This is a genomic window from Mesorhizobium sp. WSM4832 (assembly GCF_055811115.1).
Genome location: NZ_JBVVQH010000001.1, coordinates 302,512 through 322,958 on the forward strand (window position 1 = coordinate 302,512; position 20,447 = coordinate 322,958).

A 20,447-nucleotide genomic window follows, 5' to 3' on the forward strand; every position below is an offset into this window, starting at 1 on the left:
GGCTATGGCGCGGGCATTGCTCGACATCTGCGCCAGCCAGCCGACTGACTCTTGACCCTAATGCCGCAGGATCTTGCCCAGGAAGGCGCGGCTGCGGTCGGTCTTCGGATGCGAGAAGAATTCGTCGGGCGTGCCGGCCTCGACGATCGCGCCGGCATCCATGAACACCACGCGCTGGGCGACCTTGCGGGCGAAGCCCATCTCGTGCGTCACCACCATCATGGTCATGCCCTCCTCGGCGACCGCGACCATGACGTCGAGCACTTCCGAGATCATCTCGGGGTCGAGCGCCGAGGTCGGCTCGTCGAACAGCATGATCTTCGGGCGCATGCCGAGGCAGCGTGCGATTGCGACGCGCTGTTGCTGGCCGCCGGAGAGCTGCGCGGGATAGGCATTGACCTTGTCGGCGAGACCGACCTTGGCCAGCAATTCGCGCCCGGCATGCTCGGCCTCGGCGCGCGGGATCTTGCGGACATGGATCGGCGCCAGCGTGACGTTCTCCAGCGCGGTCTTGTGCGGGTAGAGGTTGAACGACTGGAAGACGAAGCCGATCTCGGTGCGCAGCCGCGTCATGTTGGTGGCGGGATCGCCGAGGCGCTGTCCGTCGACGACGAGATCGCCGTCCTTGATCGTCTCCAGGCCGTTGATGCAGCGGATCAGCGTGCTCTTGCCCGAGCCGCTCGGACCGCAGACGACGACCACCTCGCGCGGCTCGACGCTCAGCGTGATGTCCTTCAACACGTTGAGCGCGCCGAACCATTTGTTGACGCCGCGAAAGTCGATCATGCCCGTTTTGGTCATGTTTTCTGGGCCTTTGGGGTTCGATGTCAAAGCTGCACCTCGCCATGAGCGGCACCCATGCGGCGTTCGAGCCGGCGCGCCAGCATGATCAGCGGATAGCAGACGATGAAATAGCCGACGCCGACGAGGAAGAAGACCAGCAGGCCGTTCGGCACACGCTGCACCACCAGCCAGCCGACGCGGGTGAGGTCGGTCAGGCCGATCGCCGAGACGACGGAAGAGTCCTTGATCAGCAGCACATATTGCCCGACCAGCGGCGGCAGCACGATGCGCATCGCCTGCGGCAGCACCACCTGGCGCATGCGCTGCCAGCGCGACAGGCCGGATGCCAGCGCCGCCTCGACCTGTCCGGTCGGCACGGAACGAATGCCCGCCGCGACGATCTCGCAGATGAAGCAGGCGGCGAGGTTGGTCAGCGCGATGATGCCGGCGGTGAAGGCGTCGAGCTCGATGCCCAATTCCGGCAGGATGAAGAAGATCAGGAATATCTGCACCAGGAACGGCGTGCCGCGGATCAGGTCGACCCAGGCGCCGATGATGCTGGCGATCAGCCGGTTGCCGCCGGTCCGCAGGATGCCGAGGCCAAAGCCGAGAGCCGTGCCCAGCACCAGGCTGATTAGCGAAAGCATCACCGTCATGCCGAGACCGCGCAAGGCGAGGGGATAGCTGCCGGCGAGGCTGAGGAACTGTTGCCAGATCATATGCGCGCCCCCGCCGTGCCGAGCCAGCGGCTGGAGAGAACAGCCAATCCTTTGAGGCAGTAGTAGAGCAGGAGGTAGAAGGCGGCGATGGTGAGAAAGCCTTCCGCCGGCATGAAGCGGTCGGAGGCAAGCAATTGTCCCGCGCGGGTCAGCTCGGCGACGGAGATCAGCGACAAAAGTGCGGAATCCTTGACCAGCACGATCGCCTGGCCGAGCAGCGGCGGGATCGTCACTTTGAACGCCTGCGGCAGGATCACCAGGCGCATGCGCTGGGCATAGGTCATGCCCGAAGCGACGCTGGCTTCGACCTGGCCGCGTGGGATCGACAATATGCCGGCGCGAATGATCTCGGCGACATAGGCGCCGCTGTTCAGCGACAAAGCGAGGATGCCGACGACCAGTTCAGGCAGGACGAAGCCGAGCCGCGGCAAGCCGAAATAGAGGAAATAGAGCTGCGCCAGCAAGGGCGTGGCGCGCACGGCGTCGATATAGGCCTTGGCCGGCGCGCGAAACATCCATGCACGCTGCAGATTCGCAGCACACAGCACGATGCCGACGACAAGCGCGCCGATAAAGGACAGCGCCGACAGCCACACGGTCGTGACCAGGCCCTGCCCGAACAGGGGCAGGTATTCGGCGATGGTGCGGAAACTGAAGTTTTCGAGCATGGGGGTGAACAGTGAGTAGGGAGTAGTGAGTAGGCAGTAGGCAGTAGCGAAGCGCGGAATGGCGATTCGCTATTTCCTACTCACTACTCCCCAATTCCTCAGTGATCCTTCTTCCAGGCGTCGGAATTGACCCAGTAGTCGAGGTTCTTCTGCAGGCGGCCGTCGATGCTGACCTGGTTGAGGAACAGGTTCATCCAGGTCAAGAGGTCCGGCTCATCATAGCGGGTGGCGAAGGCAAGCGGCTCCTTCGACAAAAGGTCCGGCATGATGGTGAAGGTACCGGCCGGGTAAGCCGTCGACTGGCCCTTGACCGCCGAGACGTCATTGACGCCGCAATCGGCCTGACCGTTGTTGACGGCGTCGAGCAGCAGCGGGCCGCCGCCCTTGTAGCTCTTGATGTCGGCGTCGGGGAAGGTGGTCTTGGCTTCCTTCTCGCCGGTGGCGCCCAGCAGCACGGCGATCTTGGTGCCCTTGGCCTTGCAGTCCTCGGTGGTCTTGAACTTGCTGTCGGCCTTGGTGAAGACGGTGCTGCCCGTATACATGTAAGGCGTGGTGAAGGCGACCTTCATGCCGCGCGCCAGTGTCGGCGTCATGTCGGCGACCAGCAGGTCGGCCTTGCCCGACAGCAGCGCCGGGATCAGCCCGTCCCAGTCGAAGTCGAGGAAGGTGACTTTGACGCCCATTTCCTTGGCCATCAGTTCGGCGAGTTCAACCGAGCTGCCGGTGCGTTCGCCATTGGCGCCGACCAGCGAGAAGGGCGGTCCTTGCGTCTGCACGGCGACGCGCAATTCGCCGCGCTTGGTAATCTCGTCCAGCGTTCCGGCGCTGGCCGCCGTGGCAAGCCCGGCGAGCGCAAGTCCGGCGATGAAAAGTCTGGCAATCTTCATGTGGCATTCCTCCCAGTTGGTTGTTGTTTGCCCGCGGACTCCCTTGGGCTCTTTTTGAGCGGCGGCGCCGTTGCCGGCGGCAGCCACCGTTCGAAAATTCTCAGTCCCAGGCCACAGTCTCGGCGACCTTGATGCCGCGTTTGGCCAGTTCGTCGAAGAAGGGACCGTCAGGCACGTCGAGCAGCGGGTTGAGCAGGCCGGGCTTGGCGATGTCACCGCGCGCGAGCATCTGCGCCACGATGCTGGCGGGATAGCCGACGCCGAGGCTCATGCCGAACAGGCCCGAAGCCAGGTCGCGCTCGATGATCAGGTCCGATGTCACCGTCTTGGCCCGGCCGCCTTCGAGGCCGGAGAAGACGTTGCGCATCACGCAAAGGTCCTTTTCGCCGGGGCCATATTGCAATTGCGGGCCGAGCAGCCGGCCGAGAAATTCGCGCGGGCTGGCGCCGGTGCCGGCAACCTTGTCCTCGGACAGGAAGCCGAGCTCCTTCAGCGGCGCCCAGAACGCCGACCATCCCGGCCAGCGCAGCGTGTAGCGGCCGGAGCGGCGCAGTCCCCTGGCGGCGGCCAGCATCTCGACGTAATGCAGGGCGTCGCCATTGGGAAAGGCTTCGAGCTTGCCGAGGCCCTCGACCTCGATTTCGTGGATGAAAGAGTTGTCGTGCTGGCGCGCGGCGGGCACCGCGATGCGTTGCCCGTCCTCGATCATCACGCTGTCGCGGTTCTGGCTGACCAGGACCATGTCGAAATTCCAGCTCACCTTGTAGCAGAGCGGCTTCGCCATCGCCTTCGGCTCGGGGATGCCGCCGCAATAGGAATCGATCGCGGCGATCGTATCGAACTGGCGGGCGGCGCGCGCGTAGAGCACGAGATCGATGCCGGGATCGAGCCCGCATTCGGTCATGATCGACACGCCAGCGTGTTCGGCGACCGGCGCCAGGTCGGCGATCGCCTTGCCGTAATTGGTGGTGACCAATGGTGTGCGGGTCGCGATGGCGGCCTGGACCGCCTCGCGCATCAGCGGCTGCGGTAACAAATCGATGACGGCGTCGACATCTGCCAGCACGTTGGCGAGCACCGGAGCGATTGCGCTCTCTGGCACGACGAAGCGGACGCGTGAAAGGTCGGTCAGGGCGCCAAGCCGGGCCGCACCATCGGGTGCGGTATCGACGCAGACCACCTGTTCGACGCCGTCGCTGGCGACGAGATCGGCGATCGCCGCCCGGCCTTGCAGGCCGAGGCCGCCGAGAACCGCGATCTTCATGCCGGCTCCTTGCGTGCCGGGGTTTCGTCCGACCAGCAGCCTTCCGGCAAGCTGACCCACTTGTTGCAGGAGGCCATGACGACAAAGGTCTCGCTGCGCACGACTTCTCCTGGCTCGCCTGCGCCGGGGATCAATTCACTGGTGACGCGGTAGAGGTCGGCGACGTCGCCGGCCACCGTCACGTCGACGATGATGTCGAAGCGCCCGGTAACCACCGAGGCTGAGTTCACGAACGGCAGTTCGGAGATGCGCTGCGCCAGTTCCCGCGCCCGGCCGCGCCCCTGCGCGTTGATGCCGACCACCGCCGAGATCAGCTCCGGACGCTCGGTCAGGTTCAGCAGTCCGACAATCTTGAGCAGGTTGCGGTCGAGCAAATTGCGCAGCCGCATGCGCACCGTCGGCACCGAGATCGCCATCTTCTCGGCAAGGCGATTGACGCCAAGCTGCGCGTCCTGCGACAGCAGCTTGACCAGTCGCCGGTCAGTCTGATCGAGATGTTCCCGCAAATGCCCAGGCTTTCACAAAGGGAAAGAATTGAATGAGTTTTCTTTCACATATGAAAAACACATACGGGATATTATTTGAAACTGCAAGAGTGTTCGGCCGCGGTTAATAAGCGCCGAATGGTAGAAATTCGCACGGTGAGACAGGCGACGTTCGACGTGGCTCGACTCGTGCTCGATCAATCACGACATGCTTGCGGCTAGCGCGCCGGCGTCTGCTTCTCCAGCCGCCGCGCATATTGCGTCAGCGGAAAGCACATGACGAAGAAGATCAGCGCCACCAGGCCGTAGACCTTGAACGGCTCGAAGGTGGCGTTGTTGATGGCGTTGGAGGTCCTGACCAGTTCCTCGAAGCCGATGATCGAGGTCAGCGCCGTCGATTTGATCAGCTGCACCAGGAAGCCGACGGTTGGCGCGCGGGTTATCGCGAAGGCCTGCGGCAGGATGATCAGCCTCAGCTCCTGCAAATAATGCAGGCCGAGGCTGGCGCCGGCGTCCCATTGTCCGCGCGGCAGCGCGTCGACGCCGCCGCGCCAGATCTCGGCCAGATAGGCGCTGGCGAAGAAGGTGAGCCCGAGCACCGCCGCCGTCCACGGCTCGATGCGCAGGCCCAGCATCGGCAGGCCGAAGAACATCATGAAGAGCTGCATCAAAAGCGGCGTGCCCTGGAACAGCGCGATATAGCCGGAGGCGATCCGCTTCACCCATTTGTTCTTGGCGATGCGCAAGAACAGCACGACAAGCCCGACCGCCGCGCCGCCGATGAAGGCGGCGAGCGACAACAGCACCGTCCAGCGCGCGGCGAGCAGAAGGTTGCGAACGATGTCCCAGAACGTGAATTCGATCATGACACGCCGGCTCCGAGAACGCGGCGTCCGCCGCCGACCAGCAGCCGGCGCAGCCTCATCGACAGGCCGAGATAGACCAACGTCACGACAAAATAGGTCTCGAAGGCGCGGAAGGTGCGCGCCTGCAGCATGTCGGCCTCATAGGTCAGTTCCCGCACCGCGATCTGCGACACCACGGCCGATTCCAGCATCATGATGACGATCTGGCTGGTCAGCGCCGGATAGATCACCTTGAGCGCCTGCGGCAGCACGATCTTGATGAACACCTGGCGCGGCCTGAGCCCCAGCGCTAGTGCTGCTTCCGTCTGCCCGCGCGGCACCGCGTCGAGACCGGCGCCGACGATCTCGATCGTGTAGGCCGCCATGTTGAGCGTCATCGCCAGCATCGCGGCCAGGATCGGGTCGAGCCTGACGCCGAGGCTGGGCAGGCCGAAGAAGATAAAGAACAGCTGCACCAGGAACGGCGTGTTGCGCATCACCTCGACATAGGCCGCAATCGCCAGCCGAAGCGGCTTCGGGCCGTTTCTTTTGCCGGCGGCGCCGAGGATGCTGAGGAAAGTTCCCGCCAGCGTGGTGACGGCGATCAGAAGGACCGTCATCGCCGCGCCGCGCGCGATCGCGCCCACGGCGCCCGCAAGCCAGCCGAAGTCGAGGCTGTAGCCCATGGCGATTGACCTTGTTGGCAGCGTCTAGCGCAAGAGAGCGGTTCGGTGCCAGTAGAGAGCGCCGAACCGCCCGGGATCAATCCTTGAGGTTGTCGGGATTGAGCGGCGTCTTCAGCCAGGCTTTCGAGCTCTCGTCGAGCTTGCCGTCGGCCAGCATCTTGGCGACCGCGTCGTTCACCGCCGTCTTCAGCCGGTCCTCGTTCTTGTTGAGGCCGATATGCGAGGGCGAGGTGAGCAGCTGGAACTTCTGCTCCGGCTTCAGCGCATCCTGCTTGGCCAGCACCTGGGCGCCGACGTCGTTGCCGACCACCATCAGTTGCGTCTGGCCCGAGATGAAGGCCTGGATGACGGAATTGTAGTTGTCGAAGCGGCGGACATCGGCCGAAGCCGGAGCCGCCTGGGTCAGCGACGTATCCTCGAGCGTGCCGCGGTTGACGGCGATCGACTTGTCAGCGAGGTCCTCCTTGCCTTTGACCGCGAGCGCGGCCGGGCCGATGACCGCGATATAGTAGGGCGCGTAGGCGGCGGCGAAGTCGATCACCTGCTCGCGCTCCTTGGAGTAGCCGACGCTCATCAGGATATCGACCCGCTTGTCGGTGAGATAGGGGATGCGGTTCTGGCCGGTCACGCTGACCAGGTTGAGCTTCACCTTCAGAGAATCGGCGATGGCCTGCGCGACGTCGATGTCGTAGCCCTTGATGCTCATGTCGGCGCTGGCCGAGGAGAAGGGCGGGAAGTCCGAGAAGATGCCGACATTGATGGCGCCGGCCTTGGTGATGTCGTCGACGGCGTCGGCTTTGGCGGCCTGTGTGGCAAGACCGAAGCCCGCCGTGGCGAGCATCATCGCGGCGGCAATGGATGACTTGAACTTGGCATGGATTGTCATTGTTATTCCCCTGCTGGAAGCTTGTTGTTGAAACCGGCCGCCGGCTCCAGCGCGGCGGCCGTTGGTCAGAGCAATTCCAGGAAAAGTGGGACGCGGTTTTCCGTCCGGAATTGCGTGAAAACAAAGAGCGTCAGCCCTTCTTGATCGCCGGGCTGAACACCATCAGGCTCAGGATCTCGAACAGCACCTGGGCGCCGACATGGGCGGTGTTGGTGGTCGCGTCGTATTGCGGCGCCACCTCGACGACGTCGCCGCCGACGATGTTGAGGCCTTTCAGGCCGCGCAGCAGCTCGAGCACCTCGCGCGTCGTCAGCCCGCCCACTTCCGGGGTGCCTGTGCCCGGCGCGAAGGCCGGATCGATGCTGTCGACGTCGAAGGAGATGTAGGTCGGCCCGTCGCCGACGATCTTCCTGGCCTTTTCGATGATGGCCGGAATGCCGAGCCCGGTCACCTCTTCGGCATGCACGACGGTCATGCCGGACTCGTAGGTGAACTCCCACAGATATTCGGCCGAGCCGCGGATGCCGATCTGGATGGTGCGCGACGGATCGAGCACGCCGTCCAGCACCGCGTTGCGGAACGGGCCGCCATGGTGGAACTTGGTCATGTCGAACAGCCCGCTGGTGTCGCAGTGGGCATCGATATGGATCATGCCGACCGGAGCTTTTTTTCCGACCGCTTTCAGGATCGGATGGCTGATCGAGTGGTCGCCGCCGATCGAGAGCGGCAGCACGCCGGCATCGACGATCTGGTTGGTGCGCTTTTCGATGTCCTCATGGCTGATTTCCAGCCGGTAGCGGCTGCGGAACGGCGTGTCGCCGATGTCGGCGACGCGAAGCTCATGCGTCGGCGCGCATTCCAACACATGGTTGTAGGGCCCGATGCGCTCGATGGCGCGCAGCGCGCGCGGCCCGAAGCGCGCGCCGGGACGGTTGGTGACGCCGAGGTCCATCGGCACGCCGATCATCGCCACCTGCAGGTCGCCGAAATCGGGATTCTCGGCCGCAATCTCGCGATAGGGCGCGGCGAGGAAGGTCGGGATGCCGGAATAGGGCGCGAGCCTTGTGCCCGACTTGTTGAAGATCTTGTCGGCGACCTTGCGGAATTTCGGGTCGAACATCTCGCCGCCGTGGCTCTCGCCATATTTGCGGCGCAACGCTTCGAGCTTACCGCGATCGTAACCCATGTCCGGTTCTCCTCTCTTGCCTGCTTGCAGCGCTGCCCGCATGGACGGTTTGCCAAGCCAGCCTGTTGCCCGGCTGGATCGTTGCCCCGCTGGCGCCCGCGGATTCCACGTCTCTTGAAGCTGTTCCGGGCAAAAGTGTCGGGCAGCCGCATTGAAAAATCAATTGATATTGTTAGGGTTCACCTTGTGAGAAAATCTCACAAAGTAGGAGCCCCCATGGCCAAGCGCCTGCCACCGCTGAACCCGTTGCGCGCCTTCGAGGCCACGGCACGGCACGCCTCGCTGACCAAGGCCGCGGGCGAGCTCAGTGTCACGCACGGCGCCGTCAGTCACCAGATCAAGGCGCTCGAGCAGTCGCTCGGCGTAAAGCTGTTCGAGCGCACCGGTCAGCGCGTGAAGCTGACGCCGCATGGCGCCGAGTTCCTTCCCGCCGTCTCGGCCGCCTTCGACGGCATCGCCGCCGCCACCCAGCGCATGACGCGCCCGGCAAGCGCCGGTGCGCTGTCCGTGTCCTGCGTGCCAGCGCTGCTGCTGCTCTGGATGACGCCGCGGCTCGGCTCCTTCACCGCGCAATACCCGGACATACAGCTCACCCTGATCCCGTCCAACGATGCCCGCGATATTCGTGCTCCGCAGATCGATGTCTGCGTGCACTACGGCGACGGCAGCTGGACCGACTGCTGGATGCGCAAATGGTCGGGCCTGGAGCTCTTCCCGGTGGTCAGCCCGACATTGATCAACAACCGGCCGATCCGCAGCGTCCGAGACCTTGCCGATCACGTCTTCCTGCATGGCGACGACGGCCGCGAATGGCACACCTGGCTGGCCGCCGCCGACGCGCTCGATCTGGAGCGCGGCCGCCGCCACCATCTGGGCGATGCGCGCATGGCGACGGAGGCGGCGGTGCACGGCCATGGCGTGGCGCTCGGCGATTCCGTGACGGCGCGCGCCTTGCTCGCCAGGGGCATGCTCGTCGCGCCCTTCACCTTGTCGGTGCCGGCGGTCGACGATTTCTACGTCGTCTGCCGCAACGAAATGCGCTCGGCCCCGATCGTCCAGCTCTTCATCGACTGGCTGTTCGCCGAAAAGGAGCAGGACGAAGGCCGCGCCGACGCGCCGGTGGCCGGCCGTGTGCCCAGCCGCAGGAAACGCCCCGCCCTTAAGGTTATCGGCGCGAGAGCAATTCCAGGAAAAGTGTGAAACGGTTTTCCGTCTGGAATTGCGTCAGACAAAAAAGCTAGGGCCGGCTCCTGACGGCTGGACTTGCATAGCTGGTTTTTGTCGGGCCAGCTTGCAAAGCAGGAAGCGCGTTCGAAAATACAGTGCTAAGAGGCATTCCCGCGGCTCGAGCATGATCCCGAAAAGTGGGAACCGGTTTTCGGGAAAGATCATGCGCCAACAGAAAGTTAGATCAGGATGGCGATTCAACGAAACGTCATCCCGATCTAGCGAGCAACGAAAGCGCATTGAGACATGACAAAAACCGATATAGCGCGGCGCGTCTACAACCATACATGGAAGCTCGACCCGATCGTCCGCAGCCTGCTGGACACCGACTTCTACAAGCTTTTGATGCTGCAGATGATCTGGGGCATGTATCCCAAGGTCGACGCCACCTTCACACTGATCAACCGCACGACCTCGGTGCGCCTCGCCGACGACATCGACGAGGGCGAATTGCGCGAGCAGCTCGACCACGCTCGCACCTTGCGCTTCTCCAAGAAGGAGATGATCTGGCTGGGCGGCAACAATTTCTACGGCCGCAAGCAGATCTTCGAACCGGAATTCCTCGCCTGGCTGGAAGGATTCAGGCTGCCCGATTACGAACTCACCAAGCGAGACGGTCAGTACGAGCTCTCCTTCCCTGGACCGTGGATGTACACCACGCTCTGGGAGATCCCGGCGCTGGCTATTATCAATGAACTTCGATCTCGCGCGGCGATGCGCTCCTATGGCCCGTTCGCGCTCGACGTGCTCTATGCCCGCGCCAAGGCCAAGATGTGGGCCAAGACCGAGCGGCTGAAGGCGCTGCCCGGCATCCGCATTTCCGACTTCGGCACAAGACGCCGCCACTCGTTCCTGTGGCAGCGCTGGTGCGTCGAAGCGCTGAAGGAAGGCATCGGCGACGCCTTCACCGGCACCTCCAACGTGCTTCTTGCCATGGACAACGACCTCGAAGCTTTGGGCACCAACGCGCATGAACTGCCGATGGTGTTTGCCGCCCTTGCCGATTCCGAGGAGGAACTGCGCGAAGCACCCTACAAGGTGCTGCAGGACTGGCAGCGTTATTATGGCGGCAATCTCTTGATCGTGCTGCCGGATACTTTTGGTACCGCTGCGTTCCTGCGCGACGCGCCGGACTGGATCGCCGACTGGACCGGCTTCCGCCCCGACAGCGCGCCGCCGATCGAGGGCGGCGAAAAAATCATCGACTGGTGGCGCAAGAAGGGCAAGGACCCCAAGCAGAAGCTGCTCATCTTCTCCGACGGGCTCGAGGTCGAGAGCATCGAGGAAACCTACAGGCACTTCCGCGGCAAGGTGCGCATGTCCTTCGGCTGGGGCACCAACCTCACCAACGACTTCGAAGGCTGCGCCCCGACCGAAACCAAGAGCCTCGACGCCATCTCGCTGGTCTGCAAGGTCAGCGAAGCCAATGGCAGGCCGGCGGTGAAGCTGTCGGACAACCCGGCCAAGGCGACGGGGGATGCGAAGGAGATCAAGCGGTATTTGCGCATCTTCGGCGAGAAGGGGCGGGTCGAGCAGCTGGTGAAGGTGTGAGCGGCTATTCCCTGTGACCTGTGCGTATCCCGCATCGTCGAGCAATATTGCGCGGCTGGATAGGTCGAGTTCCTTCGCCCCCCTCTCTGTCCTGCCGGACATCTCCCCCTCAAGGGGGGAGATTAAGCTTTCGTCTCCGCTTTCGCCAATCTTCGATGTTGCTAAGAAAGAACCGGCGCCGAAACTGCTAATCTCCTCCCTTGAGGGGGAGATGTCCGGCAGGACAGAGAGGGGGGCCGTAGAACGCCGTCGCCACAGGTTAGCCTTCGCCCTCGCTTTCCTTGCGCTCCTCCCCACTCCCGCCTTCGCCCACGCCTCCGACCGCGGCCACGTCCTGCTTCTCCCGACCGGCTACTATATCGCCGGCGGCGCTTTTGCCGTGGCCATAAGCTTCCTGGTCCTGGCGCTTCTGCCGCCTGCCGCCCTCGACAATTTCTGGCGCCGGCGCGTCTCCCTGTTCACCCTCGGTGGCAGTCCACGCGCCATCGTCAGCCTGATTTCCTTTGCCTGCTTCGCGCTCCTCATCGCCGCCGGCCTCTTCGGCAGCCGCGACCCGCTCTCCAATCCGCTGCCGCTGGTGATCTGGACGTTGCTTTGGGCTGGCCTCACGCTGCTGCAGGGCGTGTTCGGCGATCTCTGGTCGTGGCTAAATCCATGGTATGGGCCTTGGCGCGTCATAAGCCGGCTTGTTGGCGGACGATGGAGCGGAAACGAGCGGTCGCGTCTGCCTGAATGGCTCGGCTTCTGGCCGGCTTTTGTGCTGTTCGTCGCCTTCGCCTGGTTCGAACTGATCGACCCGGCGCCCGACGACCCGGCGCGGTTGGCACATGCCGCCGGCATCTACTGGCTGATGAGCTTCATAGCGATGCTCATCTTCGGCTACGACTGGAGCCGGCGCGGTGAATTCCTGACCGTCTTTTTCTCCATGGTCGCCCGCTTTGCGCCTTTCGAGCGCCGCGAAGGCCGGCTCGGCCTCTGCTGGCCCGGCGCCAAGCTGCTGGCGGCCGAGCCGCGGCCCCTGAGCGGCACGGCTTTCCTTCTGCTGGCGCTGTCGTCGGTATCCTTCGATGGCCTGTCCAAAACCTTCTTCTGGCTCGGCCTGTCCGGCATCAATCCGCTGGAATATCCCGGCCGCACCGCGCTGATCGGCGTCGGCAGCTTCGGCCTCGTGCTCACTTTCGTTTTGCTTGCGGCGGTGTTCGCGCTCGCTGTCTTTCTCGGCCAGCGCCTCGTCGGCGACGACCGCTCATTCAGTGAGGCCACCGGCCTGCTGGTCTGGTCGATTGTGCCGATCGCGCTTGCCTATCACATCGCGCATTACCTCACCGTGCTGCTGGTCGACGGCCAGTATGCGCTGGTCGCCTTTTCCGATCCGTTCGCGCGCGGCTGGAACCTGTTCGGCACCGCCAATATGATGGTCGAGGCTGGCGTCGTCGCCGGCGCCGAGTCGGCCTGGTGGCTGTGGAACATTCAGGCCGGCGTCATCATCGCCGGCCATGTGCTGGCCGTGCTCGTCGCGCATGGCCTCGCCTGGCGGCTGCACAAACAGGCATCGCGCGCCGCGCTCAGCCAGCTTCCGCTTACCCTGTTGATGATCGCCTACACGATCTTCGGCCTCTGGTTGCTTGCCACGCCGACCGCCGGATGAGACAAGGTCGTGTCATGCCCAAATTAAAAGTGCTCCAGCGTCCTTTGCGCGTCACGACGGACGCGCGGCACTGGAGAGGGAAGCTCGCTTGCCACGTCAGGGCTTTGGTGATTTAGTTTGTACACATGCAATTTTCCATCCTCCGGGTGAGGACGGTTTAGTCGCCTTATCGCTGGTCAAAACTGAAAAAAACAGGGGAACGGACATGGCTGACAAGAACGGATTTTTCGACCTCTCCAAGACGACGTTTTCGCGCCGCACCGCGCTGAAGGGGATCGCCGCCGGCGCCGGCCTTGCGCTGGCGCCCGGTTTCGTCCGCTACAGCCAGGCGCAGAGCTCGGCGCCGATCAAGATCGGCTTCCAGTCGCACCGCACCGGCATAGGCGCCGCCTATGGCCGCTGGTACGAGAAGACCAGCGCCGCCGCCGTCAAGGCGATCAACGACGCCGGCGGCATCAGCGGCCGCAAGGTCGAGCTGGTCATCGAGGATGATGGCACCGATCCCGCCCGCGGCGCCGAGGTGGTGGCCAAGTTCGCCAAGCAGCACAAGACCGACATCGTCTTCGGCACCTTGTTCTCGCATGTCGTGATCGGCTCCGCGCCCGCCGCCGGCGAGAACAAGATTCCCTATTTCGTGGTCAGCGAAGGCCATCACGTCGCCTCGACCAAGCTCAACCGCTACGTCTTCCAGCCCGGCATCACCGACGTGAAGAGCCAGATCCAGTCGATGGCGCCGTGGATTGCCGCCAATGCCGGCAAGAAGGTGACGCAGATATTCCCCGACTTCGCCTTCGGCTACGACCATCGCGACTACCTGCCGCCGGCCTTGAAGGCGCAAGGCGCCGACGTGATCGCGCAGATCGCCATCCCGCCGACGGAGAGTTCCTTCACCAAATACTTCCCGCAGATCCCGGCCGAGACGGATGTGATCTACCACGTCATGGTCGGCCCGGCCGTGCTCACCTTCGTCAAGGAGCTCGGTGAGTTCTACGGTTCGCAAAGGCCGCAGCTCTTCGGCTTCATCGATTCGCTCGAAGCCGTCGACATCAACAGCCCCGGGCTGGAATTCCTCGACGGCAGCCATTTCTGGGAAGGCTCGCCGCGCTACGCCCAGCCTGACGATTCCGCCGCGCAGAAGGCCTACCGCGCCGCCGTCGGCATCGACGACAACGGCGCCGCCGTCGGCGACCCCAAGGACGTCTCCACCGCCGCCCACATGTTCGGCTGCTGGGAAACGCTCTATGTCGTCAAGAAGGCGATGGAGGATGCCGGCTACAAGGGACCGGAAGACCGCGCCAAGCTCGTCGAGGCGACCGAGGCGCTGAAGGAATTCGCCGAGGGCCCGGAGCATCCGCAGGGTCCGAAAACCTTCAACGGCAAGATCCACCAGTGCTTCGGCATCCAGAACATCTCCAAGGTCGAAGGCGGCAAGCTCAAGGTCGTGCACAAGACCAAGATCGAGGACGGATTGTACGAGGCTGAAGGGGATTACACGACGCAGGCGCTGTAGCACGGCTTCGCCTGCAAACGTGGGAGCCCAGTCACCCCCCTCTGGCCTGCCGGCCATCTCCCCCGCAAGGGGGGAGATCAGATGTCGCTTTGGGTTTCGCCAATCGTCAAAGTCGACAAGTGGACGCCGCCGCGCGAACTGCCAATCTCCCCCCTTGCGGGGGAGATGCCCGGTAGGGCAGAGGGGGGTGCCTCGCGCATCCGCTGGTGCTTAGCCCATGCATTTCGGCCCCCATCTCCTCCTCGCCGCCCTCGAAGGCCTCGTCACCTCCGCCGTGCTGGCGCTGACGGCGCTGGGCCTGTCGCTGGTGTTCGGCGTCATGCGTGTCGTCAACGTCGCGCATGGCGAGTTCTTCATGCTCGGCGCGGTGCTTGCCTGGGCGATCTCGACGGCGATTTCCGGTCATCCGGCGGTCGGCTTCGTGGCAGCGCTCGTCGTCGCGCCCTTGCTCGTCGGGCTGGTCGCGCTGGTCGCCGAGCGCCTGGTGCTGCGCCGGCTCAACTACAATCCAGAAGGCACCATCGTCGCCACCATCGGCATGCTCTACATCATCCAGCAACTGGCGCTGACCTTCTATGGTCCCGAGGCGCGGCCGGTCGAGCCGCCCTTCAGCTACCGCATCCTCCTGCCGTGGTTCGGCTATTCCGGCTACAAGCTGTCGGTCGTTGCAGCTTCCGCCATTTTGCTGGTGATCACCTGGCTGGTGCTGACGCGCACCAGGATCGGCCTGATCATGCGCGCCACGCAATATGACCGCGAGACGGCGCAGGCTTTCGGCATTCCGGTCGAGCGTGTCTATGCCGGCGTGTTCGCCGTCGGCGCCATGGTGGCCGCGATCGCCGCGGTGCTGATCGTGCCGATCAGCCAGGCGCATTATCTGATGGGGCAGGACCCGCTGCTCTTGTCCTTCATCGTCGTCATCATCGGCGGCCTCGGCTCGCTGCGCGGCACGGTGGTCGCGGCCGTCCTGATTGGCCTCTCCGACGGCATCATCTCGATGTTCTTCTCGCCGACGCTGGCCAAGATCATCGCCACGCTGGTGGTCGCCATGGTGCTGGTGTTCCGGCCGCAAGGCCTGTTCGGGACCACGCCGCGATGAAGGATGCTTCGCCGGCGAAGATCTACGCACTGCATATCGCCGTGGTAGCGCTTCTGTTCGCGCTGAACTTCGTCCTGCCCGACTACCACCAGGGCCTGTTTGCCCGCATCATGGCCCTCGCCGTCTTTGCCATGGGCTACAATCTGCTCTTCGGCTATGTCGGCCTGCTCAGCCTCGGCCACGCCATGTTCTTCTCCGCCGGCCTCTATGGCGCGGGGCTTACCGTCTACCATCTCGGCTGGGGCGTGCCGGAGGCCTTCGTCGCGGGTGTCGCCTGCGGCGCGCTGCTTGCCCTTGTCATCGGCCTGCTTGCGTTGCGCACCTCGGGCGTCGCCTTCATGATCGTCACCATGATGTTTGCGCAGGTCTTCTATCTGCTCATCCTTTATTTCGCCGCCTGGACCGGCGGCGACCAGGGCTTGGTCATCCAGCAGGCGTCGCGCACCCTCAATCTCGGTGATGCCTCGCTCGACTTGACCGATCCGACCGTGCGCTACATGAGCGCGCTGGCGCTGTTCGCGGTCGTGCTGCTCATCACCCTCGCTGTCGTCCGCTCGCGCTTCGGTCGCGTGCTGGTCGCGATCCGCGAGAATGAGGAGCGGACAAAGATGCTCGGCTACGACACGGTCGCCAACAAGCTCGCCGCCGTCGTTGCCTCCGGCGCCATCTGCGCGGCGTCGGGCGCCGCCTATGCGCTGCTGTTCGGCTATGTCGGATCGAGCTTCGCCGGCGTGCAGTATTCGATCCTGCCGCTGCTTTGGGTGCTGCTCGGCGGCGCCGCGACGACACTCGGACCGCTGGTCGGCACGCTGTTCATGTACTACGTCACCGACATCACCAGCGGCTTCACCTCGGCCTATCTCCTGATCGTCGGCGTCGCGCTCATCCTTTTGGTGCTGTTCTTCCCGAAAGGCATCCTGGGCAGCATCCGTGAGCGCTGGCTGGGGTGGCTGCCATGATGCCGCTGCTCACCACCAAGGGCCTGTCGCGAAATTTCGGTGGCCTGCGTGCTGTCGACGGGGTCGACTTTGCGCTGATCCCGGGCGAGATCCGCGCCATCATCGGCCCCAACGGCGCCGGCAAGACCACCTTCGTCAGCCTGCTCTCGGGCCGCATCCGGCCATCCTCCGGCATGGTGGTCTTCGACGGCGCCGATATCACCACCATGCCGGCTTACCAAAGGGTTCGGCTCGGCGTCGCCTACACCTTCCAGATCACCAGCGTCTTCGCCAACCTCACAGCCTTCGACAATGTCGCGCTGCCGGTGCAGCGCACGCTGACCGACGGCCGCTCGAAGGGACAGGTCAGGAGTGGCGTCATGGCGGCGCTGGAGCGCACCGGCCTTGCCGACCGCGCCGGCACGCTGGCCGGGCAATTGTCCTACGGCCACCAGCGCCTGCTGGAAGTGGCGATGGGCCTGGCGCTGAAGCCGCGCCTCCTGATCCTCGACGAGCCGACGCAGGGCCTGGCCGACAGCGAGATCGACAATTTCATCACCCTGGTGCGCGAGATCGCCAGGGATGCAACGGTGCTTTTGATCGAGCACAACATGCCGGTCGTCATGCAACTCGCCGACCGCATCACCGTCTTCAATTCGGGAAAGATCCTCGCCGAGGGCACGCCGGAACAGATCCGCGCCAACGCCGAGGTCCAGGATGCTTATCTCGGAGCGACCCATGGCTGAGGCGCTCACCATTTCCGGCCTCGACTGCTTCTACGGCGAGGTCCAGGTGCTCTACGGCCTCGACCTCGTCCTCAACAAGGGCGAGGTGCTGTGCCTGTTCGGCCGCAACGGCGCCGGCAAGACGACGACGCTGAAGGCGATCATGGGGCTGGTGCCGGCGGCGGCCGGCTCGATCAAATTGGACGGCAAGGAACTGACCGGGCTCGCCGCGCATGACGTGCCGAAGGCCGGCGTCGCTTATGTGCCGCAGGGCAGGCGCTTGTTCGCCGAGATGAGTGTGGCGGAAAACATCGAGATCGGCCTGATGGCGCGCGGCAAGGGCAAGCAGACACGCGACAACGTCCTCGATCTCTTCCCGCTGCTCAGGGAGCGGCTGAAGCAGCGCTCGGGCACCCTTTCCGGCGGCGAGCAGCAGATGCTGGCCATGGCCCGCGCGCTCTGTCTCGAGCCGCAGGTGCTTCTGCTCGACGAGCCGACCGAAGGGCTGATGCCCTCGATGATCGCCAAGATCCGCGAGACGGTGGCCAAGCTGCGCGGGCTCGGCGTCTCCACCATCCTGGTCGAGCAGCGCGTCGACGCCGTGCTCTCGGTCGCCGATCGCGTTTCCTTCATCGAGAACGGCCGCAACCGCGAGACCGTCGATGTCGAGGCACTGCGCGCCGATCCGTCGGCTGTCAGGCGATATGTGGGCGTGGGATAAGGCTTACCCTCCCCCTTGTGGGGAGGGTCGCCGCGAAGCGGCGGGGCGGGGGTCTTCCTCGTAAAACTCATATGCGATCGCCCTGCCCACAGGGGGGTAAAGCGCCTCACCTGAAGAACAAAAATCCCGCGATCAGAAACGTCGGGATCAGCACCAGGCCCGACCACGCCATATAGCCGAAGAAGCCGGGCATCTTCACGCCGCGATGCCTGGCGATGGCATAGACCATGAAGTTGGGCGCGTTGCCGATATAGGTGTTGGCGCCCATGAACACGGCGCCGGCTGATATTGCCGCAAGCGTCGAGGCCGCCTCCGTCATCAGGTGCCTTGCATCGCCGCCGGCTAGCTCGAAGAACACCAGATAGGTCGGCGCGTTGTCGAGAAAGGACGACAGTGCCCCGGTCAGCCAGAAATAGGCGAGGTCGTTGGGCTGGCCATCGCCGGACGTGACCAGTGCCACCAGCGGCGCCAGCGCGCCGTCGTGACCGGCTCGCAGGATGGCGATGACCGGTACGATGCAGATGAAGATGCCGGCAAACAATTTCGCCACCTCGGCGATCGGCCCCCAGGTGAAGCCGTTCGCCTCGCGATGGCTCTTGTAGGAGACGCGAAGCGAGAGAAAGGCCAGCGCCAGGATGATCGCGTCGCGCACCAGGTTCTGCAGTTCCAGGCCGACGCCGAGGATGGAAAAGCTTACCCCCGGTTTCCAGCTCGCCGAAAGCAGGATCGCGCCGATGACGCCGGCAAGCAGCGGCAAATTGGCCAGCCCGCGCAGGCGCACCTTCGTGTCCGGGGTCGGGTCCTTGATCTTCGGCATGCCGGCTTCGCGGCGGTGCAGGATGATGTCGATCGCAAGGAAAACCGCCAGCACCAGGCCGCCGACGAAGAGCGTGTCGGGCAGGATGTGCACCGTCGTCCAGAAGAAATCGACGCCGCGCAGGAAGCCGACGAACAAAGGCGGGTCGCCGAGCGGTGTCAGCGAGCCGCCGATGTTTGAGACCAGGAAGATGAAGAAGATCACCACATGCGCGTTGAACGGCCGGTTGTCGTTGGCGCGCAGGATCGGCCGGATCAGGATCATCGAGGCGCCGGTCGTGCCGATGACCGAGGCGAGCAGCGCCCCGATAAGCAGCAGGCCGGCATTGACCAGCGGCGTGCCGTGGATGTTGCCGGCAAGCAGGATACCGCCCGAGATCGTGTAGAGCGCGAACAACAGGATGATGAAGGACATATATTCGGTGAGCAGCGTGTGCAGCACCGCCTCGCCTGCCACCGGAATGCCGAACGCGACCGCGAGTGGTACCACGGCAAGCGCTGCCCAGGCAGCGGCGATCTTGCCGTAGTGATGTTCCCAGACATGATGGAAAAGCAACGGCCCGGTTGCGATCGACAGCAGCAAGCCGGCAAAGGGCAGCGCCCACCAGAGTGACATCGCGGCGCCGGGCAGTCCGTGTTCCTCGGCCGCGAAGGCCTGTGCCGGAAGCAGCATTGCAGCGGCGAGCGTGGCAAATAGGAAAAGGCCGCTGCGCGGCCCCCCTTCTCCCCTTGTGGGAGAAGGTGGATCGGCGCGCAGCGCCGAGACGGATGAGGGGTGTTCCAGCGGAGTGAGACGCTGGCTTTCCCTGGAACACCCCTCATCCGTCGCCTTCGGCGACACCTTCTCCCACAAGGGGAGAAGGGGGAGCCCGCATCCCGGCGCCGCAAACTCGCGGGTGAGGCGCCCCCGCCAGGAAGATACGAAAGGAACTTTCGCCTGCCCCACCGGCGGATCAATCCGACGAATGGTCTTCGAGCGTCACGCCGGCCTCGCGCATGCGCGCGATCATCGTGTCGAGCGACCCGTTGAGGTCGATGCCGCGGCACGCATCGAGCCGCACCGTCGTCTTGAAGCCTTGCTTGACCGCATCGAGCGCCGAAAAGCCGACACAGAAATCGGTGGCGAGGCCGACCAGGGTCACCGCATCGATGCCGCGCTCCCTCAGATGGCCGCCGAGGCCGGTCGGCGTCGTATGGTCGTTCTCGAAGAAGGCCGAATAGCTGTCGATCGCGGTACGAAAACCCTTGCGGATCACCATTTCCGCCTTGGTCCAGGCGAGGCCGGAATGGAAATCGGAACCGAGGCTGCCCTGAATGCAGTGGTCGGGCCAAAGTGTCTGCGGCCCGTAAGGCATCTCGATGGTCTCGAAGGCCTGCTTGCCGGGATGGCTGGAAGCGAAGCTCGAATGTCCTGCGGGGTGCCAGTCCTGCGTCAGGATCACATGCTCGCTGCGCCGGATCAGGTCGTTGACCAAAGGCACGATCTCGTCGCCGCCGGCCACCGCCAGCGCGCCGCCGGGGCAAAAATCGTTCTGCAGGTCGATGACGATAAGCGCTTCTTCGGCCATGCAGCTTCCTTCTCGTTTCGGCCCCCCGGTTCGGCTTCGGGGCCGCAGTCAAAGTCGCTGACGCGACCGGAGGCAGAACCTTGACCAGATGGCCGGCGGCGTCAACCTCCGGCGCCATAACAATCGCGTTCAGGTCTTTGCGGCGCCAACTCCGGCTTTGACAATTCCGACCGGCCTGATATCATTTGCATACGAATGAATTTGACCGGCCGACAGGCCGGCAAGAACACCCGGA

Annotated in this window: 20 protein-coding genes; 8 read left to right on the top strand and 12 right to left on the bottom strand. The window is 64.2% G+C overall.

Annotated elements, in window-relative coordinates; genetic code table 11:
* Positions 1-57: 57 nt before the first annotated feature.
* From AC0L2L_RS01500 to speB, 10 genes are all read right to left on the bottom strand, one after another.
* Complete coding sequence (locus AC0L2L_RS01500; protein WP_473575685.1) at positions 58-801, bottom strand: amino acid ABC transporter ATP-binding protein; 744 nt, start codon at positions 799-801, stop codon at positions 58-60.
* A 26-nt stretch (positions 802-827) separates the two neighbouring features.
* The gene (locus AC0L2L_RS01505; protein WP_473575687.1) at positions 828-1,502 is read right to left on the bottom strand and encodes an amino acid ABC transporter permease; all 675 of its coding nucleotides are present in this window, start codon (positions 1,500-1,502) and stop codon (positions 828-830) included.
* A complete protein-coding gene (locus AC0L2L_RS01510; protein WP_473575689.1) occupies positions 1,499-2,170 on the bottom strand; it encodes an amino acid ABC transporter permease in 672 nt (223 codons plus the stop codon). The genes AC0L2L_RS01505 and AC0L2L_RS01510 overlap by 4 nt, the downstream gene beginning before the upstream one ends.
* A 98-nt stretch (positions 2,171-2,268) precedes the next feature.
* Complete coding sequence (locus AC0L2L_RS01515) at positions 2,269-3,057, bottom strand: ABC transporter substrate-binding protein (RefSeq protein ID WP_473575690.1); 789 nt, start codon at positions 3,055-3,057, stop codon at positions 2,269-2,271.
* Positions 3,058-3,157: 100 nt separating this feature from the next.
* Positions 3,158-4,321, bottom strand: coding sequence for a saccharopine dehydrogenase family protein (locus AC0L2L_RS01520; RefSeq protein ID WP_473575692.1), 1,164 nt, complete (start codon positions 4,319-4,321; stop codon positions 3,158-3,160).
* Positions 4,318-4,827, bottom strand: a complete 510-nt coding sequence (locus AC0L2L_RS01525; RefSeq protein WP_473575694.1) for an Lrp/AsnC family transcriptional regulator — start codon at positions 4,825-4,827, stop codon at positions 4,318-4,320. The genes AC0L2L_RS01520 and AC0L2L_RS01525 overlap by 4 nt, the downstream gene beginning before the upstream one ends.
* Positions 4,828-5,024: 197 nt before the next feature.
* Positions 5,025-5,672: an amino acid ABC transporter permease gene (locus AC0L2L_RS01530; RefSeq protein WP_473575695.1), complete on the bottom strand. Its 648-nt coding sequence runs from the start codon at positions 5,670-5,672 to the stop codon at positions 5,025-5,027.
* Positions 5,669-6,337: an amino acid ABC transporter permease gene (locus AC0L2L_RS01535; protein ID WP_473575696.1), complete on the bottom strand. Its 669-nt coding sequence runs from the start codon at positions 6,335-6,337 to the stop codon at positions 5,669-5,671. The genes AC0L2L_RS01530 and AC0L2L_RS01535 overlap by 4 nt, the downstream gene beginning before the upstream one ends.
* A gap of 76 nt (positions 6,338-6,413) precedes the next feature.
* Positions 6,414-7,223 (bottom strand): transporter substrate-binding domain-containing protein, encoded by an 810-nt coding sequence (locus AC0L2L_RS01540; RefSeq protein ID WP_473575697.1) that lies wholly within the window; start codon positions 7,221-7,223, stop codon positions 6,414-6,416.
* A 130-nt stretch (positions 7,224-7,353) separates the two neighbouring features.
* Entirely contained in the window at positions 7,354-8,409 is a 1,056-nt protein-coding gene (gene speB / locus AC0L2L_RS01545) for an agmatinase (RefSeq protein ID WP_473575698.1), read from the bottom strand.
* A 216-nt stretch (positions 8,410-8,625) separates the two neighbouring features.
* Here speB and gcvA point away from each other — a divergent pair, with 216 nt between their 5' ends.
* From gcvA to AC0L2L_RS01585, 8 genes are all read left to right on the top strand, one after another.
* Positions 8,626-9,609, top strand: a complete 984-nt coding sequence (gene gcvA / locus AC0L2L_RS01550) for a transcriptional regulator GcvA (RefSeq protein WP_473575699.1) — start codon at positions 8,626-8,628, stop codon at positions 9,607-9,609.
* Positions 9,610-9,882: 273 nt separating this feature from the next.
* On the top strand, positions 9,883-11,187 hold the full coding sequence (gene pncB, locus AC0L2L_RS01555) for a nicotinate phosphoribosyltransferase (RefSeq protein ID WP_473575700.1): 1,305 nt from the start codon (positions 9,883-9,885) through the stop codon (positions 11,185-11,187).
* 211 nt (positions 11,188-11,398) lie between these two features.
* Positions 11,399-12,835, top strand: coding sequence for a hypothetical protein (locus AC0L2L_RS01560; RefSeq protein WP_473575701.1), 1,437 nt, complete (start codon positions 11,399-11,401; stop codon positions 12,833-12,835).
* 205 nt (positions 12,836-13,040) lie between these two features.
* Positions 13,041-14,345: an ABC transporter substrate-binding protein gene (locus AC0L2L_RS01565; RefSeq protein ID WP_473575703.1), complete on the top strand. Its 1,305-nt coding sequence runs from the start codon at positions 13,041-13,043 to the stop codon at positions 14,343-14,345.
* 217 nt (positions 14,346-14,562) lie between these two features.
* A complete protein-coding gene (locus tag AC0L2L_RS01570; RefSeq protein ID WP_473575705.1) occupies positions 14,563-15,444 on the top strand; it encodes a branched-chain amino acid ABC transporter permease in 882 nt (293 codons plus the stop codon).
* Positions 15,441-16,403 (top strand): branched-chain amino acid ABC transporter permease, encoded by a 963-nt coding sequence (locus AC0L2L_RS01575; protein WP_473575707.1) that lies wholly within the window; start codon positions 15,441-15,443, stop codon positions 16,401-16,403. Before AC0L2L_RS01570 ends, AC0L2L_RS01575 begins: the two co-directional genes overlap by 4 nt.
* Positions 16,400-17,128, top strand: a complete 729-nt coding sequence (locus AC0L2L_RS01580) for an ABC transporter ATP-binding protein (RefSeq protein ID WP_473575709.1) — start codon at positions 16,400-16,402, stop codon at positions 17,126-17,128. Before AC0L2L_RS01575 ends, AC0L2L_RS01580 begins: the two co-directional genes overlap by 4 nt.
* The gene (locus AC0L2L_RS01585) at positions 17,121-17,828 is read left to right on the top strand and encodes an ABC transporter ATP-binding protein (protein WP_473575711.1); all 708 of its coding nucleotides are present in this window, start codon (positions 17,121-17,123) and stop codon (positions 17,826-17,828) included. The genes AC0L2L_RS01580 and AC0L2L_RS01585 overlap by 8 nt, the downstream gene beginning before the upstream one ends.
* A 106-nt stretch (positions 17,829-17,934) precedes the next feature.
* Here the strand turns inward: AC0L2L_RS01585 and AC0L2L_RS01590 are convergent, their stop codons facing one another.
* Positions 17,935-19,317 (bottom strand): sodium:proton antiporter, encoded by a 1,383-nt coding sequence (locus AC0L2L_RS01590; RefSeq protein ID WP_473575712.1) that lies wholly within the window; start codon positions 19,315-19,317, stop codon positions 17,935-17,937.
* 280 nt (positions 19,318-19,597) lie between these two features.
* On the bottom strand, positions 19,598-20,212 hold the full coding sequence (gene pncA, locus AC0L2L_RS01595; RefSeq protein WP_473575713.1) for a bifunctional nicotinamidase/pyrazinamidase: 615 nt from the start codon (positions 20,210-20,212) through the stop codon (positions 19,598-19,600).
* Positions 20,213-20,447: the final 235 nt, after the last annotated feature.

Bases quoted from the DNA above. Each gene is read 5' to 3' on its own strand.
- AC0L2L_RS01585 (WP_473575711.1), top strand. From the start codon at position 17,121: ATGGCTGAGGCGCTCACCATTTCCGGCCTCGACTGCTTCTACGGCGAG.
- AC0L2L_RS01500 (WP_473575685.1), bottom strand. From the start codon at position 801: ATGACCAAAACGGGCATGATCGACTTTCGCGGCGTCAACAAATGGTTC.
- AC0L2L_RS01565 (WP_473575703.1), top strand. From the start codon at position 13,041: ATGGCTGACAAGAACGGATTTTTCGACCTCTCCAAGACGACGTTTTCG.
- AC0L2L_RS01540 (WP_473575697.1), bottom strand. From the start codon at position 7,223: ATGACAATCCATGCCAAGTTCAAGTCATCCATTGCCGCCGCGATGATG.
- pncB (WP_473575700.1), top strand. From the start codon at position 9,883: ATGACAAAAACCGATATAGCGCGGCGCGTCTACAACCATACATGGAAG.
- AC0L2L_RS01530 (WP_473575695.1), bottom strand. From the start codon at position 5,672: ATGATCGAATTCACGTTCTGGGACATCGTTCGCAACCTTCTGCTCGCC.
- speB (WP_473575698.1), bottom strand. From the start codon at position 8,409: ATGGGTTACGATCGCGGTAAGCTCGAAGCGTTGCGCCGCAAATATGGC.
- AC0L2L_RS01515 (WP_473575690.1), bottom strand. From the start codon at position 3,057: ATGAAGATTGCCAGACTTTTCATCGCCGGACTTGCGCTCGCCGGGCTT.
- AC0L2L_RS01520 (WP_473575692.1), bottom strand. From the start codon at position 4,321: ATGAAGATCGCGGTTCTCGGCGGCCTCGGCCTGCAAGGCCGGGCGGCG.
- AC0L2L_RS01575 (WP_473575707.1), top strand. From the start codon at position 15,441: ATGAAGGATGCTTCGCCGGCGAAGATCTACGCACTGCATATCGCCGTG.
- AC0L2L_RS01560 (WP_473575701.1), top strand. From the start codon at position 11,399: ATGTCCGGCAGGACAGAGAGGGGGGCCGTAGAACGCCGTCGCCACAGG.
- AC0L2L_RS01580 (WP_473575709.1), top strand. From the start codon at position 16,400: ATGATGCCGCTGCTCACCACCAAGGGCCTGTCGCGAAATTTCGGTGGC.
- AC0L2L_RS01570 (WP_473575705.1), top strand. From the start codon at position 14,563: ATGCATTTCGGCCCCCATCTCCTCCTCGCCGCCCTCGAAGGCCTCGTC.
- AC0L2L_RS01510 (WP_473575689.1), bottom strand. From the start codon at position 2,170: ATGCTCGAAAACTTCAGTTTCCGCACCATCGCCGAATACCTGCCCCTG.
- AC0L2L_RS01590 (WP_473575712.1), bottom strand. From the start codon at position 19,317: ATGCTGCTTCCGGCACAGGCCTTCGCGGCCGAGGAACACGGACTGCCC.
- AC0L2L_RS01505 (WP_473575687.1), bottom strand. From the start codon at position 1,502: ATGATCTGGCAACAGTTCCTCAGCCTCGCCGGCAGCTATCCCCTCGCC.
- pncA (WP_473575713.1), bottom strand. From the start codon at position 20,212: ATGGCCGAAGAAGCGCTTATCGTCATCGACCTGCAGAACGATTTTTGC.
- AC0L2L_RS01535 (WP_473575696.1), bottom strand. From the start codon at position 6,337: ATGGGCTACAGCCTCGACTTCGGCTGGCTTGCGGGCGCCGTGGGCGCG.
- gcvA (WP_473575699.1), top strand. From the start codon at position 8,626: ATGGCCAAGCGCCTGCCACCGCTGAACCCGTTGCGCGCCTTCGAGGCC.